At 75.8% G+C, this 15922-nt stretch carries 10 protein-coding genes; 7 read left to right on the forward strand and 3 right to left on the reverse strand.

Annotated elements, in window-relative coordinates; translation table 11 throughout:
* Positions 1-104 precede the first annotated feature (104 nt).
* Entirely contained in the window at positions 105-839 is a 735-nt protein-coding gene (locus IF43_RS41375; protein ID WP_030192354.1) for a PaaI family thioesterase, read from the forward strand.
* Between the two features lie 119 nt (positions 840-958).
* Here the strand turns inward: IF43_RS41375 and IF43_RS0100115 are convergent, their stop codons facing one another.
* Together IF43_RS0100115 and IF43_RS0100120 are read right to left on the reverse strand one after the other, a co-directional pair.
* Positions 959-1402 (reverse strand): peptidase inhibitor family I36 protein, encoded by a 444-nt coding sequence (locus IF43_RS0100115; RefSeq protein WP_107048357.1) that lies wholly within the window; start codon positions 1400-1402, stop codon positions 959-961.
* A gap of 114 nt (positions 1403-1516) precedes the next feature.
* On the reverse strand, positions 1517-2791 hold the full coding sequence (locus IF43_RS0100120) for a CdaR family transcriptional regulator (protein WP_030192358.1): 1275 nt from the start codon (positions 2789-2791) through the stop codon (positions 1517-1519).
* Between the two features lie 381 nt (positions 2792-3172).
* On the opposite strand from IF43_RS0100120, the gene IF43_RS0100125 reads away from it, so the two are divergent.
* The 6 genes from IF43_RS0100125 to IF43_RS0100150 all read left to right on the forward strand — a co-directional run bounded on the left by IF43_RS0100125 (position 3173) and on the right by IF43_RS0100150 (position 15000).
* Positions 3173-4519: a lipase family protein gene (locus IF43_RS0100125; protein ID WP_030192360.1), complete on the forward strand. Its 1347-nt coding sequence runs from the start codon at positions 3173-3175 to the stop codon at positions 4517-4519.
* A 188-nt stretch (positions 4520-4707) separates the two neighbouring features.
* Positions 4708-5247, forward strand: a complete 540-nt coding sequence (locus IF43_RS0100130; protein WP_030192361.1) for an EF-hand domain-containing protein — start codon at positions 4708-4710, stop codon at positions 5245-5247.
* 152 nt (positions 5248-5399) lie between these two features.
* Positions 5400-6983 (forward strand): NAD(P)/FAD-dependent oxidoreductase, encoded by a 1584-nt coding sequence (locus tag IF43_RS35910; protein ID WP_051794430.1) that lies wholly within the window; start codon positions 5400-5402, stop codon positions 6981-6983.
* Positions 6984-7284: 301 nt separating this feature from the next.
* Positions 7285-11358, forward strand: a complete 4074-nt coding sequence (locus IF43_RS0100140) for a Pls/PosA family non-ribosomal peptide synthetase (RefSeq protein ID WP_030192363.1) — start codon at positions 7285-7287, stop codon at positions 11356-11358.
* Positions 11359-11396: 38 nt separating this feature from the next.
* The gene (locus tag IF43_RS0100145) at positions 11397-12827 is read left to right on the forward strand and encodes a M1 family metallopeptidase (RefSeq protein ID WP_078909811.1); all 1431 of its coding nucleotides are present in this window, start codon (positions 11397-11399) and stop codon (positions 12825-12827) included.
* Between the two features lie 244 nt (positions 12828-13071).
* The gene (locus IF43_RS0100150) at positions 13072-15000 is read left to right on the forward strand and encodes a Dyp-type peroxidase (protein WP_051794431.1); all 1929 of its coding nucleotides are present in this window, start codon (positions 13072-13074) and stop codon (positions 14998-15000) included.
* 98 nt (positions 15001-15098) lie between these two features.
* Here the strand turns inward: IF43_RS0100150 and IF43_RS0100155 are convergent, their stop codons facing one another.
* Positions 15099-15809: an ABC transporter ATP-binding protein gene (locus IF43_RS0100155; RefSeq protein WP_030192369.1), complete on the reverse strand. Its 711-nt coding sequence runs from the start codon at positions 15807-15809 to the stop codon at positions 15099-15101.
* Positions 15810-15922 lie beyond the last annotated feature (113 nt).

Consider the following 15922-nt stretch of genomic DNA (forward strand, 5'->3'; position numbering starts at 1 on the left):
GCGGGCCGGCCGGTGGACCACCGGGCCGTAGTCCCTGCGGACCGCCCGGCCCCGGGCAGGCCTCCCCGCACGGCGCGGGCGGCCCGTGTGATGGGGTGGCGGGCATGACCGACATCGAGACCCTCACGATCCCCGAGCACCTGCACGGCTACACCGGAGTGGCGTTCGGCGGCTACGTGGCGGGCGTACTGGCCGGGCGGGCGACCGCACGCGACGTAAGGGTGGACTTCCGGCGGCCGGTACCGACCGGGCTTCCCGTGCGACTCGCCGCGACCCCCGAGGGCGGCTGCGCCCTGACCGACGGCGACCTGCTGCTGGCCGCCGCCGTCCCCACGGGGCCGGACGGACCCGCCCTCCAGGTCCCGGAGGCGCCGTCCTGGTCCGAGGCCGAGGCCGCCGCCGAGGCCTACCGGGCGGCTCCGCCGGACGGCCAGACCGACTGCTTCGGCTGCGGCCTGGACCGCACCCCGGCGACCGGGCTGCGCCAGCACTGCGGTGCGGTGCCGGGACGGGCCCTGGTCGCCACCGCCTGGACCCCGGGGGCCGCCCTCGCCGACCCGGACGGGCTGCTGCCGCCCGAGCTGGTGTGGGGCGCGCTGGACTGCCCCGGCAACGCCGCCGGACGCCTGCTCGACGGCCGCCCGGCCGGTGCTGTCACGGCCGCGCTCGGCGCGCGGCTGCTGAGGCCGGTACGGGCCGGCGAGCGGTTGGTCTCCTTCGCGTGGCTGCTGTCCTCGGCGGAACGCAAGTACGGCGTGGGCACGGCCGTCGCCACCGCCGAGGGCGAACTCTGCGCCACCGCCGAGGCCCTGTGGGTGGTCCCGCGCACGGCGGTCTAGCGAGGGGGCCGAGCGGCCCGGGGCCGGCCCCGGGCCGCCCGGCGCTCCCGGGCCGGGCCGCGCCGGGTGGGCCGGCCCGCGCCCGCGGCCGGGAGCCCGAGGGCCGGGGAGCGGCGCCGTCAGCCCACCCGGCAGGTCGTGAACCTGTTCGACCGGACGTGCCCGAAGGACGCCGGGAGCCTCTCGATGCCGCGGCCGGGCGGCACGGTCAGCGCCCGCCCCTCGTAGTGCGGCCGGTCGTAGACCACCACGCAGCGGCCCCACCGACCGTCGGGGGTCCGCCACGTGCCGGAGCCGTTCCACACCGACAGCCCGTCGTTGAACCCGACGTACGCCGTCGTCTCCGGGTACGCCGGCATGTCTACGGCGACCAGGCTCACCACGCCGGTGTAGCCGGGCGAGGTCCATCCGCACACCCAGCCGGGGGAGCAGCGCTCCCGGACCGGGGGTGCGGGGGGAGAACCCGCTCCGGCCGCGGGAGGGAACGCGAGGACCGCCGCGGCGACCAGCACGCCGGCCAAACCCCCGCGCAGGCCGGCCCGTCCGACACCTGCGTACCGCATGACCCCATCGAAACCCCGATAGCCGGAGATCGCACGGTCGCCCCGCCCGGCCCGGCCCGGCCGGCGGGCGCGCCCCGCCCCGCCCCGGCCGCCGCGCGGCGTGCCGCTCCGGCGTCAGCCGGTCTCGGGTTCGGCCCGCCGTACGGCGTCGTGGGCGGCCAGGGCGGCGTGCAGCGTCAGCAGGTCGGCGCCCCGGGCCGCGTCCAGCCCCGTGAGCTCGGTGGCCTTGCGCAGGCGGTAGTCCACCGTGTTGGGGTGTACCTGGAGCCGGGCGGCGGCCCGCCGCCGGTCGAGGCCGCACGCGAGGAAGGTGCGCAGCGTGTCGAGCAGCTCCGGGCGCCCGGTCAGCGGGCCGAGCAGCGCGGCGAGCCCGTCCCGGGCCGGGCTCGGGCGGCTCAGTTGGTACTCCAGCAGCACGTCGTCGAGCAGGTACAGCCCGGGCCCCCGGCCGGACCCCTCCGCGACCCGCCGCACTTCGCCGACCAGCCGGGCGGCCTCCGCGACGTCCTCCGGCGCGGCCGCGGCGGCCGCCACCTGCAGCTCGGCGCCGCAGATCAGGCCGAGCTGCTCGACGAGCCGGGTGAGCCGCTCCCGGTCGGCCGCGCCGAAGTCGCCCGCCGTGGTCCCGTACGGGACCAGGACCAGCCCGCCGTCGCCGGACAGCACGGACAGCGGCACCCCGGTCGTCTGGCGCTGCAGTTCGTTGCGCAGCCGTCGGATCTTGCGGCGCGCGGCGACGGAGTGGTTCACGCCGGGCAGCAGCTCGTCCGGGTGCGGCCCGACGGCCATGCTCAGGACGACGTACGAGGCGGGCAGCCGGATGCCGGCGCGGTCGGCCGCGGCCTGCGGGTTGCCGCCCTCCAGCAGCCGGGACAGCAGGGCCTGCCGGGCGACCTGCTCGTCGCCGAGGGCCGTCTGCCGCTCCTGGACGTACCCCGCCGCGACCGCGCAGCTGACCAGCCGGAGGTAGCCCAGCAGCCGGTGCTGCACCAGCAACACGTCCGGCAGGTCGCCCGGTTCGGCCGTCGCGAGGACCCGGGCCGCGCACTCCTCCGCCCCGTGGTGGTAGGCGCCGACCACGGCCTCCAGCGGTACGCCCTCGTCGGCGCGCCGGGCCGACGACTCGCTGATGCGGGCCAGTTCGGCCTCCTCGGGCAGCTCGCCGTGGCGCAGCACCCTGATGAACGCCCTGATGCCGCGGTCCACTTCCTTGGTGACCTCGCCGCGCAGCTGCTCCGAGGGGAGCGCACCGTAGGCGGGCAGCATCTCGACGAGCCGGGCCGTCACCGCGGGTGCCAGGTCCGGTGCAGCGGCCAGGAGCCGCTTGTGGACCGGGATGCCGCCGAACTGCGGTCCCGCGTCGGGCTCCGCCGGTTTGGGTGCGGTCACAATCCACCTCGCGAATCTCTGTGGTGCGCCCCGGAGACACGGCCTCGTGCCGGCCGCATCCTGGTTTCCAGCACGTTACCTACCAGTTGGTAACACGTTCGCCCGGTGGATCACCAGACGCGGACGGATCCCGACCGCCCCTCCACCGGACCTCACCCACCCCCACCCCCACCCCCACCCCACCCCCACCTCGATCCCTCCGCGACCGCGCCGCGCGCCGCCACCGGATGCCGTGCGCGCATCCCACCCGCCCCGGCGCGGCACGGGCGACCGGACCCGTGCCACCCGACCGCTCTCCCGCCACGCCACGCCCCGCACGGCGCCGCCGCCCGGCGCCGGCTCCCGCACGTCCCGCCACCCCACCCACGATTCGGGGGAGTCATGCCCAGAAACGCCGCTCGTCTCCTGGCCACCGCCGTCGTCGTCGCGATGGCCGCCACCGCCGCCCCGGCGGCCACGGCCGCCCCCTCGACCGCCGCGGCCACCGCCCCCGCCGGCGCGAGCGACCCGTTCTACGCCTACACCGGCAGCGAGCCGCTCGCCTCGTTCGCCCCGGGCGCCGTGCTGAAGACGCGGACGCTGAAGTACCACCTCGTGGGTCTGCCCACGCCGCTCAAGGCGATCCAGCTGCTCTACCGCACCACCGACGCCCAGGGCCGTCCGTCCGCCAACGTGACCACGGTGGTGCCGAGTCCGACCGGCCGTCACGACAAGGCGGTGTCGTACCAGTCGTTCTACGATTCGCTCGACCCCGAGGACGGCCCGTCGCGCGCCATCGCCGGCAACGTCTCGCTGGGCGGCGCCATCGCGAACGCCGAGTCCGTGTTCGTGGTGCCGCTCCTGCTGGCGGGCTACGACCTCGTCATCCCGGACACCGAGGGCCAGTCCGCCGACTTCGCGGCCGGCCCGGAGTACGGGACCAACACGCTGGACTCGATCCGCGCCGCGACCGCGTCCGCCGGGACCGGCCTGGACTCCGACACCCGGTTCGGCCTGCTGGGGTACTCCGGCGGTGCCATCGCCACCAACTGGGCGGCCGCCCTCGCCCCCGACTACGCACCCGAGGTCAACCGCAGGCTGGTGGGCTTCGCCGAGGGCGGCCTCCTCGTGGACCCGGCGCACAACCTCAAGTACGTGGACGGCTCCGTCGTGTGGACGGGCGTCATCCCCATGGCGCTCATCGGCGTCTCCCGCTCCTTCGGCATCGACCTCGAGCCGTACCTGAACTCCTACGGCGCGGAGGTGTACCACAAGCTGGAGAAGGGCTCGATCGTCGACGCGTTGGGCCGCTACCCCGGGCTGACGTGGAAGAAGCTGGCGAAGCCGCAGTACGCCGACCCGAACTCGGTGCCCGCCTTCGTCGAGGCGGTCAACAAGGTCAACCTCGGCTCGGCGCCCACCCCGACCGTGCCCGGATTCATCGCGCAGGGCAACGGCGGCGTGTGGGAAGGGACCTTCAGCAACCGCCCGGGCATCGGCACCGGTGACGGGGTCATGGTCGCCGGGGACGTGCGGACCCTCGCCCGGCAGTACTGCTCGACCGGCAACGGGTCGATCGAGTACCGGCAGTTCGACCTGCTCAGCCACGTCGGGGTGCCCGTCGTCTGGGCGCCCGCCGCGCTGGGCTGGCTCGGCGACCGCTTCGCGGGCCGCGCGGCCCCCTCCGACTGCGGCCGCATCCCCGCGGGCAACTCCCTGGCCCCCGAGGTCCCCGCACCGACGTCCTGACGCCCCCTCGCCCCCGCCGCCCCGCCCGTCCGGGGTCCCGCCGCGCCCCTTCCGCGGCGGGACCCCGGACCACGCGCACCTCCGGGTCGCCCGTGCGGGGGATCTTGGAACAGGAGGGGGGCGATCTATGATTCCTCGCGCAAGCGCACGGTGGTCGTGCGGGTACGCAGGGTGAAGGGTGGCGTGGCGTGAGCCTGCTGGACATGAAGCTGGACCGGTCGTTCGACGTCTTCGACTCGGACCGCGACGGGCGGGTGGAGCGGTCGGACGTGCTGGCCGTCTCGGACCAGCTCGCGGAGTCGCAGGGCCTGGCGCCGGACGCGGTGGCCGAGCTCCGGGGCTCGCTGGCCGAGCTCTGGGACGCGGTCTTCCAGAAGATGGACCGCGACGACGACGGGGCCGTGGACCGGCAGGAGTTCCGGGCGGCCTTCCGGGCCCGGATCGTCACCGACCAGAACCGCATCTGGGACCGGATCAGGAACCTGAGCAACGCCTGGACCGAGATCGGCGACCGCGACGGCGACGGGATGCTGAGCCGCGACGAGTACACGTCCCTGCTGCACGGCATGTTCCGGCTGCCCCGCCAGGCCTTCGACGACTCGTTCACCGCGCTGGACCGCGACGGCGACGGCCGGTTGAGCCGTGACGAGATCAGCTCCGCGATGAAGGAGTACTACACCAGCCAGGACCACGCGGCCCGCGGCAACCAGTTCTTCGGGCGGCTCTGACGGACGCGACGGCTCCGGTGGATCCCGGCGGGCGGTGCCGGGCCGCCCCGCGGACCGCCGGAGCCGTCGCACCTCGACAGCCACGGAATGATCTCCGAGTCGTTGACCGGTGGGGGGACATCACCGATCGACACACCTTGGAGGGACCTCTCATGGCCGAGACCGCGCTGCCGGTGATCCTTCTCGCGGATCCCGATCCGCTCCGCCGACACGAGACAGCCGAGCTGGTGCAGCACTGGTACCGGGCGTCCTTCCGCGTCCTGCAGGTCGGCGGGGCGGCCGAGGCGGACCGGGTGCTGCGGTCGATGGCCGAGGCGGACGTGCCCGTCGCCGCGGTGGTCGCGGACCAGGATCCCGGACCGTACGCCGCCGGCCTCCCCGCCACGCGCTGGCTGCCGCTCACCGGAGACCCCGCCGCCCGGGACGCCGGCGGGCCCGGCGCGGCTCCGGCCGAGCGCCTCCGGGCCGACCTCGACGACACCCTCTGCACCTGGAACGCCGAGCGCCGCGGCGGCCTGCCCACCGCCGAGGTCCGCGGCTCCCGCTTCTCGCCGGCCGCCTACGCGGTCCGCGACTTCCTCGGCCGCAGCGGCGTCATCTTCCGCTGGGTGCCCGAGGAGGCCGGGCAGGACGCGCCGGTGACCGTCCGGCTCGGCGACGGCACCGAACTCGTCGACCCCCCGATCAGTGAAGTGGCCGACCGGCTCGGCCTCATCCGGCCCGCCGAGCACGAGCACTACGACGTCGCGGTGATCGGCGGCGGCCCCGGCGGGCTGTCCACCGCCGTGTACGCCGCCGCGGAGGGCATGAGCGTGGTCGTCATCGAGGACGACGCGCCCGGCGGCCAGGCGGGTTCGACCTCCAGGATCGAGAACTACCTCGGCTTCCCCGTCGGGCTCAGCGGCGGCGACCTGGCCCAGCGCGCGCTCCAGCAGGCCCGCCGGGCCCGCGTCGAGTGGCAGCCCACCCGGGTGGCCACGCGGCTGCTCCCGACGGGCACGGGCGACCACACGGTCGAGTTCGTCAAGGCCGGCACGGACGAGAAGGCCTCGGTCTCGGCGGCGGCCGTGGTGGTGGCCACCGGCGTGGAGTGGAACCGCCTCGCGAGCCCGGGCGTCGACCGGCTGCTCAACTCCGGCGTCTACTACGGCGCGTGCCTGGCCGACGCGCCCTCGGCGGCCGGTGAGGACGTCTACATGGTGGGCGCCGGCAACTCCGCCGGGCAGGCCGCCCTCTACTTCGCCCGCTACGCCCGCTCCGTCACCCTGCTGGTCCGGGGCACCGACCTCGGCGCCTCCATGTCGAGTTACCTGGTCCGGCGCATCGAGCGGACGCCCGGCCTGCGCGTCCTGCTCGGCACCGAGGTGGCCGAGTGCCTGGGCGGAACCACGCTCACCGGGCTCCGGCTGCGCGACCGCGCCGGGGACGAGCGCACCGTCCCTGCGCAGTGCCTGTACGTCCTGATCGGCGGACGCCCCTCGACCGACTGGCTCGGCGGTGTCCTCGAGCTCGACGACCGGGGATACGTGCTGACCGGCAGCGGGGGCGGGCCCGAGGCCCGGGCGATGGAGACGAGCCTCCCGGGCGTCTTCGCGGTCGGGGACGTGCGGTCGGGATCGGTCAAGCGGGTCGGCGCCGCGGTGGGCGAGGGTGCCGCCGTGGCCCACAGCCTGGTCGAATACCGCCGGCAGCACCCCGGGCGCTTCCGCGACACCGGAGCCGTCGCGGCGTTCTGAGCGACGGCGACGGCGACGGCGACGTACGGCGGACCTCCTCCAGGCCCGTTCGCCGTACGTCCCGGCGGGTGCGGACGGGGTGCGCAGGGGTGTGGACGGGGTAACGAGGGGCGCGGACGGGGCGAGGTGGTGCGAGCAGGCTCTTTACCGTCTCTTCCCGGCCAAGCGCAAGAGTTTCAGCGAGAGAATCTGTGGCGTTGGCGTAGGCTGGCCGGTTGTTCTCCGCCGAGCCGGAACAAACCGGGCATACCCGGTCTCCGTCGGCGGGCCGGATCCGTCCGGGAACGAGACGCGAGGGGCAATGGCAGCCACACCTGAGCGCACGGAGCCGACCGGGCCCGACCACGGCGTTCCGCCGGGCGAGAGCCCCGGCGGGACGCCCGACGAGCCGTCCAAGGCGGCCCGGTTCACCGCCGGTCCACCCGCCCCGCCCCGCACCCTCCTCGACGTCCTGGACGACTCCGTCCGGGCCCACCCCGACGAGCTCGCCCTCGACGACGGCTCCCACCGGCTGACCTACCGGGCACTGGCCGCCGAGATCGAGCGCCGGCGGCGGGCACTGGCGGCCGCGGGGGTGCGGCCCGGCGACCGGGTCGGCGTCCGCGTGCCGTCCGGCACCAACGAGCTGTACACGTCGGTCCTGGCCGTCCTCGCCGCCGGGGCCGCCTACGTGCCCGTGGACGCGGAGGACCCGGACGAGCGGGCCGAGCTGGTCTTCGGCGAGGCCGGGGTGCGGGCGGTGCTGGGCGCCGACCGCCGGATCGAGCTCCTCGCCCCCGGAACCGGGACACCGGCCCCGCAGGCGCGGGCCGGGGCGCGCCCCGCCGGGACCCGGGCCGCGGGAGGGGGGCAGCCGGCCGCGGCGGCCACTCGCCCCCGCCCGGACCACGACGCGTGGATCATCTTCACCTCAGGGTCCACCGGCAAGCCCAAGGGCGTGGCCGTCACCCACCGCAGTGCCGCCGCGTTCGTGGACGCCGAGGCGGCGCTCTTCCTCACCGACGACCCGATCGGCCCAGGGGACCGGGTGATGGCCGGGCTGTCCGTCGCGTTCGACGCCTCCTGCGAGGAGATGTGGCTCGCCTGGCGGCACGGCGCGTGCCTGGTGCCCGTACCCCGGTCCCAGGTGCGCAGCGGCGCCGACCTCGGACCGTGGCTGGTCGAGCAGGAGATCACCGTGGTCTCCACCGTCCCCACCCTCGCCGCCCTCTGGGAGCCGGAAGCCCTCGACGACGTCCGGCTGCTGATCTTCGGCGGCGAGGCCTGCCCGCCCGAGCTGGCGGCCCGGCTGGTCACCGAAGGGCGGGAGGTCTGGAACACGTACGGCCCGACCGAGGCCACGGTCGTCGCCTGCGCCGCCCTCATGACCGGCGAGGAGCCGGTCCGCATCGGGCTGCCGCTGAACGGCTGGGAGCTGGCCGTGGTCGACGAGTCCGGCGAACCGGTCCCGATGGGCGGCAGCGGCCAGCTGGTGATCGGCGGCGTCGGTCTGGCCCGCTACCTCGACCCGGGGAAGGACACGGAGAAGTACGCCCCGCTGGAGTCCCTCGGCTGGGCGCGCGCCTACCGCAGCGGCGACCTGGTCCGCGCGGAGCCCGAAGGGCTCGTCTTCCTCGGCCGCGGCGACGAGCAGGTCAAACTGGGCGGCCGGCGCATCGAACTGGGCGAGGTGGACGCCGCGCTCCAGGCCCTCCCCGGCGTCGCCGGCGCGGCCTCCGCCGTCCGCACCGCCCGCAGCGGCAACCAGCTGCTCGTCGGCTACCTCGTCACCCAGGACGGTTGGGACCGCGCCGCGGCCCTGGCGCGGCTGCGCGCCGAGCTGCCCGCGGCCCTGGTCCCGCTGCTGGCCCCGGTGGACCACCTGCCGACCCGCACCTCGGGCAAGGTGGACCGGGACGCGCTGCCCTGGCCCCTGCCCGACCTGGAGGCCGCTGGCCCCGCCGAGCAGCTGTCCGGCACCGAGGCCTGGCTCGCCGAGCAGTGGCGCGAGACCCTCGGCGTGGCCGTCACCGGCGCTGGCGACGACTTCTTCGCGATCGGCGGCAACAGCCTCGCCGCCGCCCGGCTGACCACCCGGCTGCGCACCCGCTACCCCAGCGCGGCCGTGCTCGACGTCTACCAGCAGCCGACCCTGCGCAAGCTGGCCCGGCGGCTGGAGAAGTCCGCCCACGGCGGCGAGGCCGCCCGGAGCGTGGCGCCGGTACCGGTCCGCGCCAGGATCGTGCAGGCGCTGCTGCTGCCGCCGCTGTTCACGCTGGTCGGCCTGCGCTGGAGCGTGGCGCTGCTGGCCCTGGGCAACGTACTTCACCAGGTCGGGTCGTACCCGTGGGCGCCGACCGCCCCCTGGTGGCTGGTGGCCGCCGGGGCCCTGGTCTTCTTCAGCCCGCCCGGCCGCCTCGCCCTGGCCGCCGGCGGCGCCCGGCTGCTGATGCGCGGCGTGGCCGCCGGCCGCTACCCGCGCGGCGGCGGCGTCCACCTGCGCCTGTGGACCGCCGAGCGGCTGGCCGAGTGCGTGGGCGCCACCTCGCTCACCGGCGCCTGGCTGGAGCGCTACGCCCGCGCCCTCGGCGCCAGGATCGGCCGCGACGTCGACCTGCACGCGCTGCCGCCGGTCACCGGCCTGCTCAAACTCGGCCGCGGCTGCGCCGTCGAGTCCGAGGTCGACCTCAGCGGCCACTGGCTCGACGGGGACCGGCTGGAGATCGGCCCGGTCAAGGTGGGCGCGGGCGCCGTCGTCGGCACCCGCAGCGTCCTGTTCCCCGGCGCCCGCGTCGGCAAGGGGGCCGAGGTGGCCCCCGGTTCGGCCGTGGTCGGCCAGATCCCGACCGGCCAGCGCTGGGCCGGGGCGCCCGCCGCCAAGCTCGGCAAGGCCAAGCGCAACTGGCCGCGCGAGCGCCCGCCGCGCGCCGTGCACTGGCGCGCCATGTACGGCGTGACCGGCGTCTGCCTGACCCTCCTGCCCCTGCTCGCCGCGGTACCGGCGCTGCTGGTGGCGGGCCTGTTCGTGCCCCCGGGGGCGGGACCCGGCCCGGCGCTGCGCGGGGCGCTGCTCGCGGTGGCGCCCGCCGCGCTCGCCTTCGGGTTCGCGTACGCCCTGCTCGTGCTCGCGGCCGTCCGGCTGCTCAGCATCGGCCTGCACACCGGCAGCCACCCCACCCACGGCCGGGTCGGCTGGCAGGCCTGGACGGTCACCCAGCTGATGGACCTGGCCCGGGGCACCCTCTTCCCGCTGTACGCCGGGCTGATCACCCCGGTCTGGCTGCGGCTGCTCGGCATGCGGATCGGTCCCGGCGCGGAGGTGTCCACCGTGCTGGCGCTGCCGAGCCTCACCACCGTGGGCGAGGGCGCCTTCCTCGCCGACGACACCCTCACCGCGCCCTACGAGCTCGGCGGCGGCTGGATGCGGATCGGCCGTTCCGAGATCGGCCGCCGGGCCTTCCTCGGGAACTCCGGGATGACCGCCCCCGGCCGCAGGGTGCCCGACGACGGCCTGGTCGGCGTCCTGTCGGCCGCGCCGAAGAAGGCCAAGAAGGGCAGCTCCTACCTGGGCCTGCCACCGGTCCGGCTGCCCCGCTCCGCCGCGGCCGCGGACAGCAGCCGCACCTACCACCCGCCCGCCCGGCTGCTGTGGGCCCGGGGCCTGGTGGAGCTGTGCCGGCTCGTGCCCGTGTTCTGCTCGGTGGCCCTGGCCGCCCTGACCGCGGCGGCGCTCTGCGCGCTGATGACGGCCGGCGGCGGCCCCGGTGGACCCGGCAGCCCCGACGGACCCGGCGGGGCGGGCGTTCCCGGCGGCGCCGGCGGGGCGGGCGGGCCGGGCGTCGTGGGCGGCGCGCTGCTGTCGGGCCTGGTCCTGATCGGCTCCGGCGTGGTCGCCTGCCTGGTCGCGGTGGCCGCGAAATGGCTCCTGGTCGGCCGGCACCGGACCGGCGAGCACCCGCTGTGGAGCGGTTTCGTGTGGCGCAACGAGCTGGCCGACACCTTCGTCGAGGTGCTGGCCGTGCCGTGGCTGATCGGGGCGGTACCTGGCACCCTGGTGATGTCCCTGTGGCTGCGCGGGCTCGGCGCCCGCGTCGGCCGGGGCGTGTGGTGCGAGAGCTACTGGCTTCCGGAGACGGACCTGGTGGCGCTGGGCGACGGGGCCAGCGTGAACCGCGGCTGCGTCGTACAGACCCACCTCTTCCACGATCGGATCTTGCGGACGGATACTGTGACCCTCGGTGCGGGCGCCACGCTGGGACCCGGCGGGATCGTGCTGCCCGGGAGCACGGTGGGGGCACGCAGCACCCTCGGCCCCGCCTCCCTCGTGATGGCCGGGGAATCCGTCCCGGCCGACACCCGCTGGCTGGGCAACCCGATCGAGGTCTGGCGGCCTTGACGGACAGCACGGGCGCGGCGCAGGGAGGGACGGCGGCAATGGGCGGCCAGAGCAGGACCGGCGGCCAGAGCAAGGCCGGCAGCCAGCGTGCGGCGGTGGCGGCGGACCCGTACTTCCCGGACAACGGCGACGCCCGCTACCGGGTGAACCGCTACGAGCTGGCCCTGGAGTACCGACCCGGCCCCAACCGCCTGGCGGGCACCGCCCGGCTCAGCGCCATAGCGGGCCGGGCCCCGCTCCCCGAGTTCTTCCTCAACCTCGCCGAGTTCAAGATCGGCCGGGTCCTGGTCGACGGCCGGGCCCCGCACTACGTGCACCGCGGCGGCCGGCTCCGGATCCGCCCCGCCAAGCCGCTGCCCGCCGGCGCCGCGTTCACGGTGGAGGTGCACTGGTCGGGCAACCCCCGGCCGGTGCGCAGCCCGTGGGGCGGCCTCGGCTGGGAGGAACTGACCGACGGCGCGCTGGTGGCCAGCCAGCCCGTCGGCGCCCCCTCCTGGTACCCCTGCAACGACCGGCCCGCGGACAAGGCCTCGTACCAGATCTCGGTCAACACCCCCTCGCCGTACACCGTGGTGGCCGGCGGTCGGCTGCTGACCCGGACCACCAGGGCGAGCACCACCACGTGGGTGTACGAGCAGCCCGCACCCACCTCCAGCTACCTCGTCGGGCTGTCGGTGGGCATGTACCAGACCGTGCTGCTCGGCGACCCCGGTCTCGGCGGCGTCCCGCAGAGCGCGCACGTCCCGACCCACCTGCTGCCGAAGTTCTCCCGGGACTTCGCACGGCAGCCGGCCATGATGCAGCTGTTCGAGCGACTGTTCGGTCCCTACCCCTTCGGGGAGTACGCGGTGGTCGTCGCCGACGAGGAACTCGACGTGCCGGTGGAGGCCCAGGGCATGTCCCATTTCGGGACCAACCACGTCGACGGGGTACGGGGATCGGAGCGCCTGATCGCCCACGAGCTGGCCCACCAGTGGTTCGGCAACAGCGTCACCATCGCCGACTGGCGGCACATCTGGCTGAACGAGGGCTTCGCGAAGTACGCCGAATGGCTCTGGTCCGAGGCCACCGGCGGCCGCACCGCACACGCGCACGCCGCCGCGGCGCACCGCCTGCTGTCCGCCCGGCCGCAGGACCTGCGGCTGGCGGACCCGGGCCGCAAGCTGATGTTCGACGACCGCCTCTACCAGCGGGGCGGCCTGTCCGTGCACGCGGTCCGGTGCGCCCTGGGCGACGACGCGTTCTTCCCGATGCTGCGCGACTGGGCCACCGTGAACCGCCACGGCGTGGTCACCACCGCGGGCTTCGCCGCGCACGTGGCCCGCCACGCGACCGGTCCGGTCGACGAGCTGCTGGACGCCTGGCTCCAGTACCCGGCGCTGCCACCGCTGCCCGCCCCACCGGTCCCGGCCCGGCCGCTGCAGCCGCCCGCCGGCGGCCCGACGGGCTGGGGCCGCCTCCCCGTCTGACGCATCGTGCGGACCGGGCCCGGGCCGGTGACGGGTCGTGCGGACCGGGCCGGGCCAGGGACGTCGTGCGGACCGGGCCGGGCCTGGCCCGGTCGTCCGTCCGGGAACGTACGCCTTCCGCCGGATCCGGGCTCGCGTGTGGGTGATCGTGGAGCCACCGACCGGTGCGGCGCCGCACGCCGGCCGGGGCGGTGATCGAGGGTGAGGGCCCTGACTCCCCGCGCCGCCCCGTCTCGGAGGACCCATGCCGTTCACCCGCCGGACCGTCGTACGAGCCGGAGGCGCCGCCGCGGCCGCGCTGGCCGTCGGGAACGCCGTCCCGGCCGAAGCGGCCCCCGCGGTGGCCGCCACCACCCCCACCGCCCCGGTCCCGAAGGCCGCCGGGCAGGAACTGCCGCTGCGCACGGACACCACCACGCAGGGCGACATCCTCGCGGGCTTCCGCAAGGACCAGGCCTGCCTGTTCCTCATCCGGTTCGGCGCCGTCGACGCCGCCCGCGGCTGGCTCCGCGCACTCCTGCCCGAGCTGTCCAGCACCGAGCAGGTGGCGCAGTTCAACACGCGGTTCAGCCGGGCGCGCCGGCTGCGCAGCGGCGCCGACCCCACCACCATGTCCGCGCTCTGGACCGGCCTCAGCCTCACGCACGCAGGATTGGGCCACCTCGCCCAGGCCGACCCGTTCCCGGCCGTCCCGCCGGGAGGGACCGCGGAGGCCTTCCGGGACGGCCCCGGGGCACGGGCCGAACGGCTCGGCGACACCGGCACCAGCGCCCCCGGGTCCTGGCTCTTCGGTGCGGCCGCGGACGCCGTCCACGCCGTGCTCACCCTCGCGTCCGACAAGCCCGACGTGCTCGCCCAGGTCGCCGCCCGCCACCGGGACGCCCTCCAGGGCGCGGGTGCCGAGGTGGTGTTCCGGCAGGACGCGGCGACCCTGCCCGGCGCCCTGCGCGGGCACGAGCACTTCGGGTTCCTCGACGCCATCAGCCAGCCCGGCGTACGCGGCTTCCACCCCGCGGACGCGACCGGCACGGGAGTGGAGGGCAAACCCGGCACCCGGCTCCTGCCCGCCGGTGAGTTCATCGTCGGGCAGGAGCGGGTGGGGCAGCGCCCGGCCGGGCTGCCCGCCTGGGCCACCGGAGGGTCCTTCCAGGTGGTGCGGCGGCTGGCGCAGGACGTCCCCGGATGGTGGTCACAGGCCCGCGAACTCCTCAAGCAGCTGCAGAAGTCGGGCGCGGCGCCCGCCGACGCGGACACCCGCTGGCTCGCCGCCCGCTTCGTCGGACGCTGGCCCAGCGGGGCCCCCGTCGCCACCTGCCCGATGGCGGAGAAGCCCGTGCCGCCCGGTACCGACGCCGGGAACGACTTCGACTTCCACGACGACCCCGAGGGCCGGACCACACCCCTCTTCGCCCACATCCGGAAGACCAGCCCGCGCGGTGGATTCGTCACGACCCCCGGCCGCCCGCCCCTGGCCGCTTCCGCACTGGACACCCGGCGCATCATCCGGCGCGGCATCCCGTACGGCCCCGCGCACCGCGAGGACTCCTCGCCCGTCCCCCGGGGTCTGGTCTTCGTCAGCTACCAGGCCGACCTCGTCGAGCAGTTCGAGTTCATCGCCCGGCAGTGGAGCAACAACGAGGACTTCCCGCCCGGCCGGCACCCGCAGCCGGGCGCCGACACCGTCATCGGGACCTCCTCCCCGGTGGCCTTCGAATCCGCCTCGCCCAGCGGCGGCCGGGCCACCACCCTCGACTTCCAGCGCTTCGTGCGCACCGAGGGCGCCCTGTACGCCTTCACCCCGTCCATCCCGACCCTCCGGGCCCTGGCCGGCGGTTCGCTCGACACCGCCATCGAGGTCCATCCCGGTACGGTGCTGCGGCCCGGAGACACCCTGGACGCGGGTGCGGTCCGGCTGCGCCTCGAGGACGACGGCGACCTGGTGCTCCTGGCGGCGGACGGGCGCACCCTGTGGAGCGCCGGGACGGCCGGCTCCGGCGCCGACGCGCTGTTCGCCGCCGACGGCGAACTCACCGTGCGCGACGCGGCCGGCAAGCCCCTCTGGTCCTCCCGCACCGCGGGCGCTCCCGGCGCCCGCCTCCTCGTCCGCCCGTCGGGGGACGCCGTCGTCCTCAGGGACGGCCGCGCGGTGTGGAGCGCCCCGACACCGTCGTGAACGGGCACGGGGCGCGACCACGCGGTCGTGCCGCCGCACACGGCGGTCAGCACACGGCGGTCAGGCCGAGGCTTCCTGGAAACGGTGGACCGCGATGCTCACTGGGCCGTGACGCGGCCGTCGCGGAGCTCGAGGACGCGGTCCGCGAGGTCGAGGAGCTGCGGGTCGTGGGTGGCGACGAGGGCCGTCACTCCCTCGCTGCGGACCGCGGAGCGGAGCAGTTCCATGACGGACAGGCCCGTGCCGGCGTCCAGTTGGCCGGTGGGCTCGTCGGCGATGAGGAGCGACGGGCGGTTGGCCAGCGCCCGGGCGATGGCGACCCGCTGCTGCTGGCCGCCGGAGAGTTCCGTGGGCCGCTGGTCGGCGTGGTCGGCCAGCCCCACGAGGGCCAGGAGCAGGGCCACCCGTTCGTCGCGCTCGGCCGGGTCGGTACGGCGCAGTCGCAGCGGGATGCCGACGTTCTCGGCGGCCGTGAGGATCGGGATGAGCCCGAAGTCCTGGAAGACGAAGCCGATGCGGTCGCGTCGGAGCTCCAGCAGTTCCTCGGCGCCCAGCTCCGCCAGGTCGGTGCCGTCCACGACGACGCGCCCGCGGTCGGGGGAGTCCAGGCCGCCGACCAGGTTCAGCAGGGTCGTCTTGCCGGCGCCCGAGCGGCCCCTCACGGCCACCAGCTCGCCCCGGGCGACCTCGAACGCAGCGCCCGTGAGCGCGTGCACCGCCGCGGCCCCGCTGCCGTACGTGCGGTGGAGGTCGGTGACCGCGACCATCGCGCCCGGCGCCCCGTCCGTCGTGTTGCTCCGCTCCGTCATCGGTCCGCCCCCGTGCATCCCCGTACGTGATCGTCGCGGCCCAGTATGGGCAGGCGGAACATGTCCGGGCAATGACGGACCGATGTACAACTCCTGTTGTCTGCCTGGCGATC

Origin of the sequence: Streptomyces sp. NRRL S-87 (assembly GCF_000719335.1) — a bacterium.
Classification (GTDB): Bacteria; Actinomycetota; Actinomycetes; order Streptomycetales; family Streptomycetaceae; genus Streptomyces.

Coding starts and splice junctions, on each gene's coding strand:
- IF43_RS41375 (WP_030192354.1), top strand. CDS start 105: ATGACCGACATCGAGACCCTCACGATCCCCGAGCACCTGCACGGCTAC.
- IF43_RS0100115 (WP_107048357.1), bottom strand. CDS start 1,402: ATGCGGTACGCAGGTGTCGGACGGGCCGGCCTGCGCGGGGGTTTGGCC.
- IF43_RS0100125 (WP_030192360.1), top strand. CDS start 3,173: ATGCCCAGAAACGCCGCTCGTCTCCTGGCCACCGCCGTCGTCGTCGCG.
- IF43_RS35910 (WP_051794430.1), top strand. CDS start 5,400: ATGGCCGAGACCGCGCTGCCGGTGATCCTTCTCGCGGATCCCGATCCG.
- IF43_RS0100140 (WP_030192363.1), top strand. CDS start 7,285: ATGGCAGCCACACCTGAGCGCACGGAGCCGACCGGGCCCGACCACGGC.
- IF43_RS0100145 (WP_078909811.1), top strand. CDS start 11,397: ATGGGCGGCCAGAGCAGGACCGGCGGCCAGAGCAAGGCCGGCAGCCAG.
- IF43_RS0100150 (WP_051794431.1), top strand. CDS start 13,072: ATGCCGTTCACCCGCCGGACCGTCGTACGAGCCGGAGGCGCCGCCGCG.
- IF43_RS0100155 (WP_030192369.1), bottom strand. CDS start 15,809: ATGACGGAGCGGAGCAACACGACGGACGGGGCGCCGGGCGCGATGGTC.